14 protein-coding genes are annotated in these 17,387 nt (G+C 42.7%); 6 read left to right on the top strand and 8 right to left on the bottom strand.

Translation table 11 applies throughout. The annotated features are described in order from the left end of the window. Nucleotides 1-142: 142 nt before the first annotated feature. From L4C35_RS14515 to L4C35_RS14505, 3 genes are all read right to left on the bottom strand, one after another. Entirely contained in the window at nt 143-1,132 is a 990-nt protein-coding gene (locus L4C35_RS14515) for an OmpA family protein (RefSeq protein ID WP_428463555.1), read from the bottom strand. A 325-nt stretch (nt 1,133-1,457) separates the two neighbouring features. After that, complete coding sequence (locus tag L4C35_RS14510; protein ID WP_428463554.1) at nt 1,458-1,904, bottom strand: PAS domain-containing protein; 447 nt, start codon at nt 1,902-1,904, stop codon at nt 1,458-1,460. 3 nt (nt 1,905-1,907) lie between these two features. Beyond that, nucleotides 1,908-2,915 (bottom strand): response regulator, encoded by a 1,008-nt coding sequence (locus L4C35_RS14505; RefSeq protein WP_428463553.1) that lies wholly within the window; start codon nt 2,913-2,915, stop codon nt 1,908-1,910. Between the two features lie 491 nt (nt 2,916-3,406). On the opposite strand from L4C35_RS14505, the gene L4C35_RS14500 reads away from it, so the two are divergent. Both L4C35_RS14500 and L4C35_RS14495 read left to right on the top strand, forming a co-directional pair. Next, nucleotides 3,407-4,885 (top strand): FAD-dependent oxidoreductase, encoded by a 1,479-nt coding sequence (locus L4C35_RS14500; protein WP_428463552.1) that lies wholly within the window; start codon nt 3,407-3,409, stop codon nt 4,883-4,885. 340 nt (nt 4,886-5,225) lie between these two features. After that, nucleotides 5,226-6,662: a basic amino acid/polyamine antiporter gene (locus L4C35_RS14495; protein WP_428463551.1), complete on the top strand. Its 1,437-nt coding sequence runs from the start codon at nt 5,226-5,228 to the stop codon at nt 6,660-6,662. A 71-nt stretch (nt 6,663-6,733) separates the two neighbouring features. On the opposite strand, the gene L4C35_RS14490 is transcribed toward L4C35_RS14495, so the two are convergent. Both L4C35_RS14490 and L4C35_RS14485 read right to left on the bottom strand, forming a co-directional pair. Then, nucleotides 6,734-7,057, bottom strand: coding sequence for a cupin domain-containing protein (locus tag L4C35_RS14490; protein WP_428463550.1), 324 nt, complete (start codon nt 7,055-7,057; stop codon nt 6,734-6,736). Between the two features lie 80 nt (nt 7,058-7,137). Beyond that, a complete protein-coding gene (locus L4C35_RS14485; protein ID WP_428463549.1) occupies nt 7,138-7,824 on the bottom strand; it encodes an AAA family ATPase in 687 nt (228 codons plus the stop codon). A gap of 246 nt (nt 7,825-8,070) precedes the next feature. Between L4C35_RS14485 and L4C35_RS14480 the strand changes: the two genes are divergently transcribed. Further along, nucleotides 8,071-8,574: a hypothetical protein gene (locus tag L4C35_RS14480; RefSeq protein ID WP_428463548.1), complete on the top strand. Its 504-nt coding sequence runs from the start codon at nt 8,071-8,073 to the stop codon at nt 8,572-8,574. Between the two features lie 25 nt (nt 8,575-8,599). On the opposite strand, the gene L4C35_RS14475 is transcribed toward L4C35_RS14480, so the two are convergent. Then, a complete protein-coding gene (locus L4C35_RS14475; RefSeq protein WP_428463547.1) occupies nt 8,600-9,652 on the bottom strand; it encodes a PTS sugar transporter subunit IIC in 1,053 nt (350 codons plus the stop codon). Nucleotides 9,653-9,904: 252 nt separating this feature from the next. Between L4C35_RS14475 and L4C35_RS14470 the strand changes: the two genes are divergently transcribed. Continuing rightward, nucleotides 9,905-10,771: a DNA ligase gene (locus L4C35_RS14470; RefSeq protein WP_428463546.1), complete on the top strand. Its 867-nt coding sequence runs from the start codon at nt 9,905-9,907 to the stop codon at nt 10,769-10,771. A 65-nt stretch (nt 10,772-10,836) separates the two neighbouring features. Here L4C35_RS14470 and L4C35_RS14465 read toward each other — a convergent pair whose 3' ends face one another. Beyond that, entirely contained in the window at nt 10,837-11,523 is a 687-nt protein-coding gene (locus L4C35_RS14465) for a VC0807 family protein (protein ID WP_428463545.1), read from the bottom strand. Between the two features lie 537 nt (nt 11,524-12,060). Here L4C35_RS14465 and arcC point away from each other — a divergent pair. Both arcC and L4C35_RS14455 read left to right on the top strand, forming a co-directional pair. Continuing rightward, the gene (arcC, locus tag L4C35_RS14460) at nt 12,061-12,993 is read left to right on the top strand and encodes a carbamate kinase (protein WP_428463544.1); all 933 of its coding nucleotides are present in this window, start codon (nt 12,061-12,063) and stop codon (nt 12,991-12,993) included. Between the two features lie 472 nt (nt 12,994-13,465). Further along, a complete protein-coding gene (locus L4C35_RS14455) occupies nt 13,466-16,114 on the top strand; it encodes a molybdopterin-dependent oxidoreductase (protein WP_428463543.1) in 2,649 nt (882 codons plus the stop codon). 94 nt (nt 16,115-16,208) lie between these two features. On the opposite strand, the gene galE is transcribed toward L4C35_RS14455, so the two are convergent. Further along, nucleotides 16,209-17,225, bottom strand: coding sequence for a UDP-glucose 4-epimerase GalE (gene galE, locus L4C35_RS14450; RefSeq protein WP_428463542.1), 1,017 nt, complete (start codon nt 17,223-17,225; stop codon nt 16,209-16,211). Nucleotides 17,226-17,387 lie beyond the last annotated feature (162 nt).

Genomic DNA, 17,387 nt, shown 5'->3' with positions numbered 1-17,387 from the left:
TCAGCGCAGATTGAATAAAAGTGAGAGCAAAATCGCACTTAGCCTAGCTCTTAACATGATTTTAGCCAGCAAGCATGATCTGATAAATATCAGAAACAAAAAAAGCGCCTTGCGGCGCTTTAATCAGGATGAACCAATAAACTTACTGCTGAACTTCAAAACCAGGTGTGTAAACTTCTACACGGCGGTTTTGAGCGCGACCATCTTCATTATCATTTGTTGCGATTGGTTGCGTTTCCCCACGTCCTTCAGTTTTAATGCGATTTGCATCAATATTGAAGTGGCCCGCTAGGTAACCGGCTACAACATCAGCACGCTGTTCCGATAGTTTTTGGTTGTACGCTTCAGCACCACGGCTATCAGTATGACCAATCACAAACAATTCAGTTTCTGGGTAGTCCACTAAACGTTGGGCAATAGGCTGCAAGCGATCAATATCAGCTTGTGATAATGCATTACTGTCAAACCCAAATGGTAACAATTGCGTTAATGGCTCGACTTGCACGACAACAGGCTCTACGACGACAGGTTCAGCTAAGACAGGCTCTGGCTCAACAACAGCTACGGGAGCTGGTGCGCCCCAACCATACACTAAGCTAATACCGTAAAATTGAGCATCTATACGGCCTGTTTTATCTTTATCGCCAAGGTTGAAGTAGTATTGATACTCAAGTCGAGTGGATAAGTTATCGGTAAAGAAGTATTCAGCACCAACACCCGCTGTAGGCGCAAAGCCATTTTTTTTCTCGCTATCGACTTTTACTTTGTAGCCGTAACCACCTGCTTTTGCGAACAGATCAAAAGAATCCATCGCTTGCCAAGTAAATTTACCCACAAGATCGATACCTTGTGTTTCAAAAGAGCCACCACCGTCAACTTTACTTTTTAGTTTACCAAGATGGGTATAACCCCCTTCTAAAGCAAACCAAGGAACAAAGTTATAACCAACGAAAACACCGCCCCCGAAATCATCTTTATCTAGCTGATCATCAGCCCCTTTAATGATTCCTTCAAAATTATTGTAATGCGTACCACCAATACGGGCACCTGCATACCAAGGGTTGTCGCTTACTGCGTGTGCTGCTCCTGAAATCAAGAGAGCTAGCGGTAAAACATAGGTGAACTTAGACATATTGAATATCCTTATTATTTTGAGCCACTACGATCTTGTGTTTAGTTCGAGTATTCATTAAATACAAAATTTAACAGTCAAAAATTGTAGATATATCAAATTTTTGGAAAATTCATGACACAAAAGGAAGCCATTTTACGAATTGGCAAGAAAAAACAACTTCACTTTCTGTGCTACCAATAGCGGAAAATTACTCACGAGTAGTAACAATCAAAGCGGATAGGAATAAAAAAGAGGGACTTTGTATATATTAAGAGGAAATACTGGCTATTAGTATTTTCTAAGCCATATTTAATAACCAGTATTTTCAACACTCAGCACATGCTTAATTGTTAGCGGTAGCACCTTCAGCAATCGCTTCTGCTGTTGCATCTTCAACAGCAAGAAATAAGTAGTCTACAGTGCCTTTTGGTGAGGTCATTGGGTTCAGCGTCACGTTCTGATACATAAACGAAGCTTGCTGCGTAATTGGTCTGACGTTACGGCACTTAAATAAATAAGGGCGCTGGCGCCAGATCAAGAAGCTACGGCACCCTAGGTTAAATACTGGGCGTGATTTAGCAATAAACCATTCCTTTGGAATTTCTGGAAAAACCTCAAACAGGGTTTTACCAATCACTTCGTGCGATTGCTTGCCACTATGGTGGACCATAAAGCCATTCCAAACATGGATGGTGTATTCACGATCAAGCACAACCAAGCCAAGATCAACATGCTGAACCATGTCGACCATCCAGTGAAACTGCTCGAATTCAGCGGGTAGCGACAGCATTCTTTAATCCTCGTCCAATAAGTAAGACAGCTTGTTATCAAGCAGTGGCAGTGATTCATCAACAAACATCAGCAACATGTCACATTTGATATTTGTGTTTTCAATACAGTAACTCACTTCGAACGTCATCGTTCGTCGCCAGTTTCCTGATGTTTGATCGATAAAAGAATCGACTGGCTGATGCTTACCAAGCAGTACAGGGTGGCTTTGGAAGAACTTCACTTCAGCCTGCTGCCCTAGCCCTTTCAAGAATGAGCCTACTAGGATATTACTGACATCCATTAGAAGCTCTAACTCAAAATCTTGCCCGCTATCTTCTGGATATTGCATCAACTGCATGACTTCGCTAACACTAGAGTCACTGAGTAGAACCAGCGCTTCACCTGCAATCCCTTCCCCACTAAACCCTTGGCATACTCCAGACATATTGCTGTTACTAGCCAGATGACGCATGGTCATATGGAGTTCGCTCACTTCAAACACGTTCACGTTTGGTAGTGGTAAATTTACAAACACATCGAAGTGGCGTGCTAACGAATCAGCGGCACGGCCAATAGCCACGTTGGCGACTTCAAGATAAATATCACGACGACGCAGTGCTGGAATAGCGGTACGCGAGATGGGTGCATCAAAATCAAATTCAGCAGGTGGCGGTAGTAGCTCCTGCATTAATGTTTTTATGTGGGCTTTATCAACAGGTTTTTTTAAGAAGTCGATAGCACCTAGTGCTTTCACACGAGATTGCGCTTGCGGCTGGATGTCACCAGAAACCACAATCACTTTGATATCGATGCCTTGTTCTTGGATCGCTTGCAGCGTTTGATACCCGTCCATTTCTGGCATGGTAAGATCAAGGAACATCAACGAAAATTGTTTTTGTTGCAGCTGTTTTAGGGCATCAAGGCCATTCACAGCAAAGGTAACTTCGGCATTCAACGAACTTGGTAAAGCGCGCGCCATTTGCTTTCTGGCTAATGCGGAGTCATCACATATTAATACTGACGGTGTCATACTCACTCCGTGCGCTTCTTGTTACCTACGTACACTATTATGCAGTGTAATACGACGCTGATTTAACCTCGTTAGGGCTTACAGATTTATGAAATGTAAACATTACCCATCATTGTAGGTTCGATGTCATGCAATTCTTAGCTATAAATCTGTCTATAGGTACGCATTTGGCTTATGGAGCGCTTTTTAAACTTATTTTAGTGTGGCAATACTATCAGTAGATTGTTACTTGGTCTCGCTAAATTCCCTTCAAGTGGGTACTTTTCTTACGTTTTCATACAAAGCTACCCTTTATTCACGTTAACCTTCGTCATAAGCTGCACAATAAGGTCATCGAAGCGCGTATTGTGACGCTTAACACCTGCTTAAAATGCACCTTATTTCGTCAACTGTTTAACTAAAAGGCAAACGTTCACACTCTAACTGTTTCAATACCTGTTTTGGCTAAGTAGAATAGCCTCTCGATTTTTCGGATTGATTGTTATTACCCAATGATTATGAACAATACAAATAACAGCAAAGCACCTACAAAAGTTGGCATTGTTGGCGGTGGCGTTGCAGGGGCAACTATCGCATTACGTCTCGCTGAAATTGGTATCGACGTTGTGTTATTTGAAGAAGGTACTTCACTTGTTAATGGTCCTCCAATTTGTCACTTACACGCGGGTGGTAATCTATACCGTGAAATCTCCGACCAACAATGCTTAGATTTGTTGAAGCAATCAATCGATACACTCAGAGTCTTTTCGCACACAGCCAATGTTCGACCTACTGTCATCGCGGTACCAACACGTGACGATGGCGAACCCGATGCACTCATACCGCGGCTTAAGCTGCTTCAGCAGAGATACCAATGCTTAGTTAAAGACGATGTGAGAAATAAAGTACTCGGTGAACCATGCGATTACTTCAAGCTTTATGATCAAGCGACCTTAACCATGCTGGCATCTAAAGCATTACCAACTGTACCTTCAACGCTTGACGACTGGATGATCCCAGTAGCAAAAAACCTCAATCTTGATGAATTTAAGTACCCACTGGTATTAGTCCAAGAGTATGGATTGAGTGTATTTCGTATCGCCGCTACAGCGTCACTGGCACTATCTAAACTGCCTACCTGTCACGTGTTGACTGGCGCAAAAGTGAATCACCTAGAGCAGAATACCTCTACTCAACAGTGGGATATTCACTACCAGCGGTTTAATACCAAGTTAAAAGACTGGGTTGCAGACATTGAACAAGTTGATTACCTGATCAATGCCTGCGGTTACCGGACGGGTACATTAGATAATATTGCTCAGTTGCCTCGTGAGCGTATGGTGGAATTCAAAGCGGCTTATGTCACTCACTGGGAAAATAGCCAAGGCACATGGCCTGAGGTCATTTTCCATGGTGAACGCGGCACCCCAAATGGCATGGCGCAGTTAACCCCCTACCCTGATGGTTACTTTCAACTGCATGGGATGACAGAAGACATCACCTTATTTAACAAGGGGTTAGTACATTCCACGTCAACCAATGCACAGCCAGAATTGGGAGCTCCTTTTATTAAAAAGCTCACCCAAACATGGCAACAAGAAGAAGTTGAACTAAGAAGCTCACGGGCAATTAACCACATGTCACAGTTTGTACCTGCGTTTTCAACGGCAACCGTCGGTGGTAAACCGCTATTTGGCGCACAACAAATACCAGGGCAAGATGCTTCATTACGCGCTGCTGATATTAGTTTTGATGGCATTAATTATGCGAGAACTGAAATAGTGAAAGCCTCTTCGGCCCTTTCTGCTGCGGATGCTGTTGTCGAAAAGCTGCAATCGCTTGAACTTATTGCCAAAAGGGAGTCGTGTTCACTTGAGGCTGATTTTCCTGTTACACAGAACCTCACATTGACGCAGGTCGAAGGCTTTGCCGAGGCATTAGCAGAACAGCGCCAGTACCCTTCAGCACTAGCACGTCGCGTTGCTTTTTAAAGCCGTAAATAGCAATGCTCAGGGCTTTATCACTGAGCTTGCTTCGCTTCATTGGCATCATTTGTATCCTTTGCCCTGCACCCAAATCGATTCAATCACTCCCCAGCGAAAATAAAACCATAAAAAGCGAAGATATATTCAGCAAACCATCATCTTGAAATTGATGTTTATACGACAATCCTCTATCGTTACTGCCAATTTACTCTATCGCTATAGTTAATAGATAGACATCTTGGTGCAATCTTCTTTCTTCACCTTTACCACCAGTATGAATAACTACACGTTACTCTGATGTTTACTACTAGGCTTAATAGCATCTATTAAAAAGCTAAAACTCATAATGAATAATAAATTAGGACTGGGCGCTCTCACCGCACTAGTCTTGAGCACTATGGTCGGTGCTGGTATTTTCAGTTTGCCGCAAAACATGGCTGCAGGCGCTGGGCCTGGTGCTGTCATGATCGGCTGGCTTATTACTGGTATTGGTATGCTAGGTTTAGTGCGCGTTTTTTACAGCCTTTCTATTCGAAAACCCGACCTAGACGGCGGTGTCATTGCATATGCCCAAGCTGGTTTTGGGGATTTTCTCGGTTTTAATTCTGCTTGGGGCTTCTGGCTAAATACGCTATTAGCAAATACGTCTTACGCAGTTGTTGTATTCAGTGCAATTGGCTACTTTACTGATTCTCCGGGTAATGTTTTATTTGGCTCAGGAAATACGTGGCAAGCCATGCTGGGTGCAACAGTGCTAATTTGGTTAATGCACTACCTTGTGACACGAGGCGTAAAAGAAGCCGCATTAGTTAATATTGTGGTTACTTTTGCGAAATTAGTCCCGCTTTGTGCTTTTTTAGCCTTTGCTGTACTTGCCGCTAATGTTGATAAATTCAGCATGGATATTTGGGCGCAAAATAACAATGGTTTAGGCAATGTTGTGGACCAAGTCCGCTATACCATGTCAATCACGCTATGGGTATTCATTGGTATTGAAGGTGCAGTGGTATTATCAGGCCGAGCACAAAGTCGTAAAGCCATTGGTCAAGCGACCATTATTGCTCTGCTTGTTGCGCTAGTTTTATATGTTGCGGTGACACTGTTTGCTTTTGGCGTAATGACGCAACAAGAGCTTGCTGAACTGAATAACCCATCGATGGCATTAATATTGGAGCACATTGTCGGACCATGGGGTGCATGGCTGATCAATATTGGCCTTATTGTCTCCGTGTGTGGCGCTTTACTCAGCTGGACTGTTGTAACGGCTGAAGCGCCCATGGTCGCTGCCAAACAAGGTTTATTTCCTCAATGGTTTGCTCGCGAAAATAGCCATGGCGCACCAATTGCTGCGTTAACTGCCTCTACAATCGGGGTGCAAGCCTTCTTAATCATGACGTTATTTAGTGAAAGTACGTATCTAACCTTGGTTAATATCGCAACATCATCAATCTTAATCCCTTATGGTCTTTCGGCGGCTTACGGCCTACAAGTGGCTTTAAAGAACAATTGCTACCAAGGTAACCGCAGCGCACAGCGTTGGGATCTACTTGCCAGCGCAATTGCGACCATTTATGGCACTTGGCTAATTTATGCGGCGGGTTTGGATTATTTGCTACTGGTTGCCCTGCTTTACTTCCCAGGATTATTAGTCCTATTTTGGACACGTAAAGAGCGTAAGCAAGCGTTACTAAATGGTAAAGGGGAATGGTTAGGCGCGATAACTCTCACCCTCATGGCGGGTTCCGCTATTGTTTTACTGACCACTGGCACATTGAACATTTAACCGCTAACAGAGGCTTACTCGATTATCGTCATGGATAATGAGTAAGCCTTTTATTTATCAGCACTAGATGATTAATAAAAGACAGCAAGCCAGACCGTTTCTTGTGTTGGATCAGTCCAAGATACACGATGGTGCTGATGGGCTTTTATATTAATGTGATCACCTTCCTGTAAATTAACTTCTACCATACCTTCCTTAAAAAGCAGCTTCGCCTGCCCTTTTACGACCATTACCCACTCATTCTGTTCTTGATCATACCAATCACCATCTGGCGTAGTATGGCCTTTTGACACAATGCGCTCGATCCGTACGTTAGGGGCTTTAACTAAATCATCGAAAACCTCGTGGGGTAACGCGCTAGGTATTTGGGCAAATAGATTCTCTTTCACATGCAATCCTTGTTATACAGTTACAAAAAAGGCGGGATTAACCCACCTTTCTCATCAAAAATTCAATACGCGCGTAAACGTGACACCTATTTGGGTAACGCTATTTCGATCTTACGGTTTAGCACATCTAACTCTGCCTCTAACGCGCTGAGCTTAGCTTGTTCACCTTCTACAATGTCCAATTTAGCTTCGTATTTTGTGCAATCCGCTTCTGATACCCAGTCCCAGCTTGTTCCGCTTTTAAATTCGTCACACGCTTTCTTTGCTTCTTTAGCAACAGCTTGGGCCTTTTTCACATCAAGCTTCGCATCATCGACTTGTTTTTGTAGCTTCAACTGTTGCTGATAAAGCGCTTTTGAGTTATCCAGAACAACTTTCTGCTTTTCTGCTGTTGTTTTTAAAGCAACAACTTTTGTATCTAGCTTTTTCTGAGTAACCGTCATTTTTTTTTGTTGTTTTTTCAGCGTTACAAGCTGTGCATCAAATTCTTTTTTCTGTTGCTCTAATTCTGCATTCGCCATTTCAAGCTTGGTATTGTACTGCTCTTTATCGAGCGAGGACTGTGTTTCAAGCTCACTATAACGCGCTTTAAGCTCTGTGAGTTTACTTTCTAACTGCTGATTTTTATCAACCGCTCGTTGATATTGTTCCGTTGTTGGACGTTGTTCACGTTGCCAAACTGCGGTTGCTAAAATAAAGCCAACCACAGAGCCAACAAGTGCCGCTATTACCAATGATGACGTCGTACTTCCATTTTGCATTTCTGAGGGCATAGTTACCTTCTTCACATTCCAGCCTGCTCTATGACTAATCATATCAGTTAGATTGTGTGATATGTCAGTACATTATCAATTTTATCACTGCACTTTCCGTAATTTTACCTGTCCAATTATTAAGACGATATCTCAGGCTAACGTAATCCAGTCTGTAAGACATCTTTCTCAGCTAAAGCTCACTACATTCAAGTCATGAAGACACATTTCGCACTGCGATATTATTAATGCTCAAGGAGGCAAGTAATGGTTACTCCACTTTTATTCTTAACCGTATCAGCATTCTCAACACCATTACTTGAAAATTCGAGTTACCACCAGCAAGGTAACACCTGTTTTTTAACGGTGAATGAAGAACGTAACCAACAAGACATTGTGCTGCTATTAAGTCTATCAGCCAATGAAGAAGCATCGGTAACCGTATTTCACCGTCATGCTTTTGCAGAAGAGACTCAAGGTTTTCTTCGCCAATCTGCAACCAAATTAAATAATTGGTATGCCAATCAAGACTACCCCGTTAGCCATCGCCTTTATAAAGACCTTGGTAATGCCCCGATTTATGCAACAACGCTAGCTGCGCCTTCGAGTAATGCCGTTACATTTATTGATGTATTTAAAACCAGAGGAAACAAGACACGTTTAAGCATGGATGGAATGGATTCACACTTATCTTTTGTGGCTGATAAGGTTCAAGCGGATGCATTTTATCAATGTGGGCTATCAGTGAGGCACTTAGCTGCCATCCGATGACAGCAGCTAAATAGTTTGGTCAGAATTATTTACTAGAGAGATTTAAAGTTAAGTCGCCAGGCTTAATCCAGCCTATTTTGCGCATCATTTCTGCAATCACGAGTGTAATAACCGCAGGAGCGACAATATGCATCATTAGGATTGCTTTATAAATCTCACCATCCGCTAAGCCAGTCCCTTCCATCGCAATGTAGGTTTGAATTTGACCAACAAAGCCCGATGTCCCCATACCTGCACCTAATGGTGTATTTTCCATGGTAAAGATTAGCGTTGCTACTGGGCCCAAAATTGCTGACGTAATAATAGGCGGCCACCAAATTTTAGGGTTGCGGATGATATTAGGCATTTGAAGCATAGATGTTCCTATACCTTGAGCCGCAAGCCCTGCCCAACGGTTTTCTCTAAAGCTCATTACGGCAAAACCCACCATTTGTGCACAACACCCGACAGTCGCCGCACCCGCAGCCAAGCCATTCAAACTCAGCATGATCGCAATAGCCGCACTACTAATCGGTAAAGTTAATGCCATCCCCATTAATACGGCGACAACAGCGCCCATTAGCAGCGGCTGTAACTGAGTAGCAGATATGATGATATTGCCCAGACCATCCATTAATTCGCCGACATGTGGTCCTACCCAGCTACCAACAAGCACCCCAACAGTTACAGTTACGGCAGGTGTGACCAATATATCGACTTTAGTTTCATTTGCTACTAGCTTACCGCACTCCGTTGCCACCACTGCCGCAATATAAGCACCAACAGGCCCCCCCATTGCAGCACCCGCAGCACCTGCTGTTGTTGCCGAAAAAAGCACTAATGGTGGCGCTTTTAGTGCGTACGCTATCGCAACACCAATTGCAGGGCCTGTCATTTGTTTTGCAATTGGCCACAGTGTGTCAGATAAAATGGGAACGCCAAACTTAATACCAATCGTATTTAAAATTGACCCAATAAGAAGTGATGAAAATAACCCCAACGCCATGAAGCTCATGACATGAATAAAATAATTACGAAAGGTAAACTCAATATTTTTCTTGTTTAGAAACGCTTGAATACCTAGCTTTGTTACTTGCATAGTCAACCTGTATTTTCTAACACTGTTACTGTTAGCTTTTCTTTTTGTATGATCCCCAATTGGCATGGGATTCTAACGCAGCTCAGCATGAATACCAATTTCCTTCTATTTTGCTCCAATTTATACTCATTTTTATATGAGACTAAATTAAAAAAGCAGCCCATATACCACTATGAGCATAAAAACCAATATCTACGCTAATTTCCACTAGCATAGGTAACATCTATTGGCTTTTACTGCTTGAGATCTGGTATGAAAATAACCCCTATTGCTCTCGCGTTAACCTTGTCTTTTCCTTTATTGGCGCATGATCCCGCACCTGCCATTATGCAAGCCAAAGATTTACTCTTAACAAGTGTACAAAATAAGCACCAGTTAGAAGACTCTATCAATGAGTACTTGATCAGCGAAAAATTAGACGGTATTCGCGCATTTTGGAATGGAAAAGGCTTCGTCACCCGCTCTGGTAACAAGCTCAATGCTCCTGATTGGTTTACAGACCAATTCCCAACCATTCCACTAGACGGTGAGCTATGGGCTGGTCGCGGCGGTTTCCAGCATGTCGCTAGAACAGTTCTCGATACCACGCCTAATGAAGAGTCATGGCTCAGAGTCAGCTTTATGGTGTACGACACACCCACTCCAGACATGACATTTTCCCAACGCTACACCATGCTAAACGAATCCATCACAGCGCTAAATCACCCCCACCTTCAAGTGATCGAACAATTTGAAGTCGGCGATCTAAATGAATTAGAAAAAATATTGGATACGACATCAAATTCTGGAGGCGAAGGTTTGATGATCCATCATAAAGATAACTTGTACCAGTTCGGCCGAAGCGAGCAACTTTTAAAGTTGAAACGCTACCAAGATGCTGAAGCTAAAGTTATTGGCTATGAAGAAGGTAAAGGAAAATATAGCGGCATGATGGGGGCAATTTGGGTTATGACTCCCGACAATATCAAGTTCAAAATTGGCAGTGGTTTTAAAGATACAGAACGCCAGTCACCACCAAAGATCGGGACGACAGTGAACTATCGTTATAACGGCCTCACAGAAAACGGGATTCCACGCTTTGCTCGCTATGTCAGGATCCGTAATAATCCAGATATTTAGCTGCCTTTCACAAAATAAAAATACAAAAAAAGCGCCCTTCGGCGCTTTTTGCTTAGCAACAACAATTACTGCGCTTTAAATATCTGCGCAGCTTCCATTTGCGTCATACTGCGAATTTGGCGCCACACAAAATAGAAGATCCCCATCATCATGATCATCGATGGTATGGCAATCATTGGGTAGCTTAACAGTGTCATGCGGCCAAGCTCTTCATTAAAAGCTGTAGTCCCCGCCGGACTTGTTACTATCCAAGTAGCTAATACGTAATTCATGATAGATGAAAATACAAATGTGCTAGCAAACAAGTAGTTAGAATTTGTTAAGCAACGTTCGAAATCAGCTTGCTGCCCATTTTGCATCAAGCGCTGGTTGATTTCAGTTAAGTTCAGTACCGTGTCGTTGAAAATCATCTTCTTCACAACAGGGAACTTAGTAAATGTTGAGATAAATACACCTACACCAATCAAACCTGGAATAAGTGCCTCTTTTACTGCCAGCCATTTCGTGTCTAGCTCGAGTAAACCAATGCCACCCGTTAATAATACGCTCACAAAGCCTAATAAGGAGATGAAATTGAACTTACGGAAACGTACAAGCTCATAGCCGCCGAATGCTATCGGAAAAGCCAGAGCAATCACTAGCGCCCCAACAGAGCCAAGGTACTCGTCACCACTGAGCTTCATGAGGATCCCTGATGGAATCACAACATTAAACACAATCTCTAGCAATGGATTTGATTTTTTCTCAGTCATAGTGCCTTACAAACGTTATTTAATATCAATGCACGCCTATTGTTCCGCGATTTGAACACACTGTAAAGCCTGAGTGCGTTACAAAGCGTTAAGCTGCGTATTCCTACTACTTATAAACATAGCAGATACGCGCTAAGTGCTTAATTTCCATTCACAGCCTGTGAATATTGTGACCCACCCGACACTTTCCAAACAAAACATACAAACTCGCTCAATTTTCAAATGGCAGTTTATGCATTCCTGACGAATCAAAAGTATATAATGAGCTTACTGTTAATTACATTTACTCAATTACGTGGATAATTACTCGTTGCTTATCATTCTTGATTATTCAATGGCATTTGCTAGTACTATGATAGTTAGAGTTTTATCACATTTCACCGTGCTTTTTTTTCTTATTCTACCCCCACATTAAGGCGGTAAACATTTCAGCCACTTAATGATTATTCTACGACCCGATATAAATAACCTGGTTACCTCCAGAGTTAATTTAATCAAAAATATATAATAATTAAATAATCAGAGAGATATGATCATATGCGTATAGTATTAGCTTTAGGCGGTAATGCCTTATTAGCTCGTGGCCAAGCACTCACCGCTGAAAACCAACGTGAGAATATTAAAAAAGCAGCCGCAAGCATTGCTGCAATTGCTAAAGAGCATGAAATTGTTGTTGTTCACGGTAACGGCCCACAAGTTGGCCTATTAATGGAACAAAACTCAGCGTACCAAGAGTATTCACCTGAAACTACACCATACCCAATGGATGTATTAGGTTCACAAACTTGTGGCATGGTTGGCTACATGCTTCAACAAGAGCTTCGTAACGTTGACCGTGACCTTGCTATTGCTACACTTGTCACGCAAACAGAGGTAAGCAAAGAAGATCCTGCTTTTGCTAATCCAACTAAATTTGTTGGCCCTGTTTACACAGAAGAACGCGCAAAAGAAATCATGGCTTCATCTGACATGATGTTTAAAGCAGATGGTGACTACTTCCGCCGCGTTGTTCCATCACCAAAACCTAAAGATATCGTTGAACTTCAACAAGTTGAAACACTGCTTAAAGCAAGCAACCTAGTTATTGCTTGTGGCGGCGGCGGTGTTCCAGTTTGCTTCGATGACAACCGTGTTGGTACAGGCGTAGAGTGTGTTATCGATAAAGATTTAACGGCTGAATTACTAGCAGAAAAAATCAATGCTGACCTATTTATCATTCTAACTGACGGCTCAGTTTACCGTAACTTCGGTAAAGAAGACCAAGCTGAAATGAAACAAGCAACGCCAGCTGGCCTAGCTGAGTTTAACTTCCCAGCGGGTTCTATGGGTCCTAAGATTGATGCGGTATGTCAATTTGTAAACTCAGGTCGTGGTAATGCCGCTATCGGTTCTCTATTCGATTTAGATCGTATTACACGTAACGAAGCTGGTACGTTAATTACTCAAGGTGAAGGTATTGTTTACTACTAAGGTTGATTAAATCACCTTTAATTAAACAGAACTACCAATTCCTATCCAAGTGCAACTTCTCTTGAAGTTGCACTTTTTTATGCCCTATTCTTTAGAAGTAACAAATCTTATTATGCTAATAAATGTTTAATTCAAATTAAATAGAAACGGATCTTATTCCGTCAGATTATTTACGTGTATCTCGATAAATAAAACTTAATATACATTCTGATAAGTTATCAGCCATCAACGATGCCGACCAAAAATGAAATCATTCTTTTAGATTTTACTCATCATTCAAACATGCTGCCAACGCCGTCAAAAAAGCCACCATTAGCTACTAAAACACACAAAATCCGTAACCATTTCCATTTTCTAACTCACACAACAAAAACAGACATTTAAAATACCCCTTTAAGGGTTTATGATGTGGCATTGCTTTGTTTATCAACTCATTAAGCACTGATAAACACCTGATAATACGGAATGTAAGATGGCTATTTCTCGACGTAACTTTTTAAAAACCTCCATTGCTACGGCCGTTGCCGCAGGGGGTGGCTTAATGGTTTACCCTGCCTCAAAATTCTTTGATGATGAAGATATCGAAGTCATCCCACATGCCAGCCACTGGGGACCTTTTAACGCAATCGTCAAAGCGGGAGTGCTTGTCGGCATTCAGCCACGAAAAGAAATAGATGCAATGCCGACTGAAATGTTGACTGAAGGTTTGATAGGCCGCGTTTACGATAAGACACGCGTTAAATACCCTATGGTAAGAGCCTCTTATCTCGCAGATCCTAAAGGTGACAATAAGCCACACTTGCGCGGTAAAGAACCTTTTGTTCGCGTTAGCTGGGAAACCGCACTTTCTCTTGTTGCAGATGCCATTCAAACTACAGCCACAAATCATGGCAATGAAGCGATTTTCAGTAGCTCTTATGGTGGTTGGTCACACGCAGGATTAATGCGACCTCAAGTTTTACAAGGCCGTTTCTTCAATTTGATCGGTGGCCAAAGTACAACAACAGGCGATTACTCTGGCGGTGCGTCACAAGTGATCCTGCCCCACGTCATTGGTGATATGGAAGTCTATTCGCCACAAACGGCATGGCCAGTTATTGAGGAGCATACCGAAACATTTGTCCTGATTGGTTGTGACCCTTGGAAAAATAACCGTATTGAATTCCGCGTTGCCGATCACCAAATGTATACACATTGGAAGCAGTTTGCAGACAAAGGCATAAAGTTTATTTCTATTAACCCACAGCGCACGCGCACAGATGACGAACTCAATGCCGAGTGGGTAAAGATAGTTCCAAACACAGATACCGCGCTATTTTTAGCCATGGCACAACACATTTACGTTAGTGGCCTGCACGATACTGCTTACCTCGAACGCTACACAGTGGGCGCTGACAAATACATCGATCACCTCATGGGAAAAGATGATGGGGTTATTAAGTCACCAGAGTGGGCGGCGAATATCACGGGTGTATCTGCAGAAAACATAAAAGCAATGGCTGAAAGATTTGCGACAAGTAAGACTCAGTTTGCTGCGGGCTGGTCATTACAACGAGCAAATCACGGTGAGATGACCCACTGGGCAATCATTAACTTTGCAGCCATGTTAGGTAAAATTGGCAAACCGGGTGAAGGGGTCGGTTTTAGTTGGCACTACGGTAATGGCGGTATGCCACAATCAGGCAAAGCGCTTCCGATGGGGTTATCGCAAGGAAAAAACCCTGTTAGTGCCACCTGCCCTGCTTCTCGCATTTCCGAAATGCTCATGAACCCTGGTAAAAAATTTACCCGAGACGGTATTGAATATAGCTACCCTGACATCAAAATGGTGTACAACGCAGGTAATAATTTATTATCGCACCAACAAGATACTAACGAGTTAATCGCAGCGCTTAACCATAAAGTTGAAATTTTCGTCTGCCAAGACCCATGGTGGTGTGCCTCATCGCGTTATGCCGATATCGTACTGCCAGCAACCAGCACCTTAGAGCGAGATGATCTTTCCTCTGGTGGCACTTACAGCAACGATAAAATTTATGCTATGCGCCAAGTAATTCAGCCTTACGGGGAAAGCCTTGATGACTTTGAAATATTCCGCAAACTCGCTGAAATATTTAATGTTGCAGAGAAATTTACCGACGGATTATCATTCGATGCCATTTTAAAGCGTGCATACAAAGCCTCGTCCGCTACACTTCCCTTTGATGAGTTCTGGCAGACTGGCGTAGCCATGTTACCTGTCCCACCACAAGCAAATCACTGGGTAAGACATGGCGATTTTTATCAAGATCCTGATGGCTTCCCGCTTCATACCACCTCAGGAAAAATCGAGCTTTATTGCCAAGACATTGCTAACTTTGAAGTCGAAGATTGCCCTCCAATGCCAACGTTTTTAGAACCGTTCGAGTATTTAGGTAATGCAAAACCAAATCAAGTACATGTCGTTAGCCCGCACCCTTATATGCGCGTACACTCACAATTAGCGAACTCGGATGTTCGTAAGTATGAAAATGTACAAGGTCGTCAATATGTTCTCATTAACGATATGGATGCTCAAAGACACGGTATTCGATCAGGCCAGTTAGTTGAGATCTTTAATAAACGCGGACGAGTGATTGCAGGCGCCAAAGTGTCAGATAAAGTCATGCCTGGTGTGATCAGTTTAGAAGAAGGGGCATGGCTACAGTTCGATAGCCAGGGACGTTGTAACGGTGGTTCAATCAATGTATTAACCTCAAGTCAGGCATCGAGTGATTTGAGCCAGGCCACCAGTGCCAATACTTGCTTAGCCTATATTCAACGCTGCCGTGACCCTGAATCATCAAACTTAGCATTTGAACCACCAAAAATTGTGACGCTTGATACCGACGTCCGTATTGATACAGTCGCGACGACCTTAGCAAATCAACACACAACAGGAGCGGATACTAAGCAAAGTATTGGTGAAGAATTGTTCTATCAGCGCTGTACTATGTGTCACTCGGCCAAAGACCCAAAACAATATACAAAAACACAATGGCACGGCATTACCAAAAGTATGTTCCCTCGGGCAGGTTTAAACCCGATAGAACGCGAAGAAGTCATGGCGTTTCTTGAAGCTAACGCAAAAGATGCCAAATAATAGAAGTATCTTGCGCCGTTAGGATCAAAAAAAGCAGCCGAGGCTGCTTTTTTTATTCATCAATATCTTCACCAACTCAATGGCGATTACCTATTTATGCGTCAGGGTAACCATTCGGATTGGTTGACTGCCAGCGCCATGTATCGGCTGTCATATCTTCTACTGTGTGTTTTGCTTCCCAGTGCAATTCAGCTTTCGCTTTTGCAGGATCGGCCCAACACTCAGCAATATCACCAGGACGACGGTCAGCAATATGGTATTTCACTTCAACACCCGATGCATTGGCAAAAGCATCGACCATTTCTAATACGCTACTACCATTACCCGTGCCTAGGTTGTAGATATGCAAACCCGCATCTTTACCTTTGTAGTTTAACGCTGCAAGGTGACCGTCAGCTAAATCGACAACGTGAATATAATCACGTACACCCGTGCCATCAACTGTTGGGTAATCATTACCAAATACCGCTAAAGACTCACGACGACCAACCGCCACTTGAGAAATAAACGGCATCAAGTTATTTGGAATACCTTGTGGATCTTCGCCCATGGTGCCCGACTTATGAGAACCTACTGGGTTAAAGTAACGTAGCAAGGTAATGCTCATTTCAGGGTAAGCATGCTGAATATCAGTCAAACACTCTTCTACCATTAACTTACTACGGCCATAAGGGTTCGTCGCGCTAGTAGGGAAATCTTCAGTGATAGGCACAGACGCAGGATCGCCATATACCGTTGCTGACGATGAGAAAATCAAGCTATTTACACCAGCAGCACGCATCGCTTCAACCAGCACTAACGTGCCATGAACATTGTTATCGTAGTATTCAAGTGGTTTCTCAACCGACTCACCAACAGCTTTTAAGCCAGCGAAGTGAATAACGGCTTCAACATCATTTTCTTTAAAAACAGCATCAAGAAAAGCACGATCTCGAATATCGCCTTGATAAAAAGCAGGGCGAACATCAGTCAATGCTTCAATACGATCAAGTACTGATGATTTGCTGTTGTATAAGTTATCTAAGATGATTGGGGTCATCCCTGCTTCAATCATCTGTACGCAAGTATGGCTACCTATGTAACCCATACCACCAGTAACTAATACGCGCATGGCGTTCTCCTTGATTACGCTGTTTGTTCTTTAGATTCAAACAAAAAAATACTGTCACTATTGTACGCTATTTCTGAATACTTATAAAAATGTAAGTGACTTTAAGCTGATAATATAACCATGAGTCGCAAGTTTCATACTGTGGCATTGTAACGTCAAAAT

The organism is Photobacterium kagoshimensis (genome assembly GCF_050337045.1).
Taxonomy (GTDB): Bacteria; Pseudomonadota; Gammaproteobacteria; order Enterobacterales; family Vibrionaceae; genus Photobacterium; species Photobacterium kagoshimensis.
This window is presented reverse-complemented; position numbering and strand designations above follow the sequence as displayed.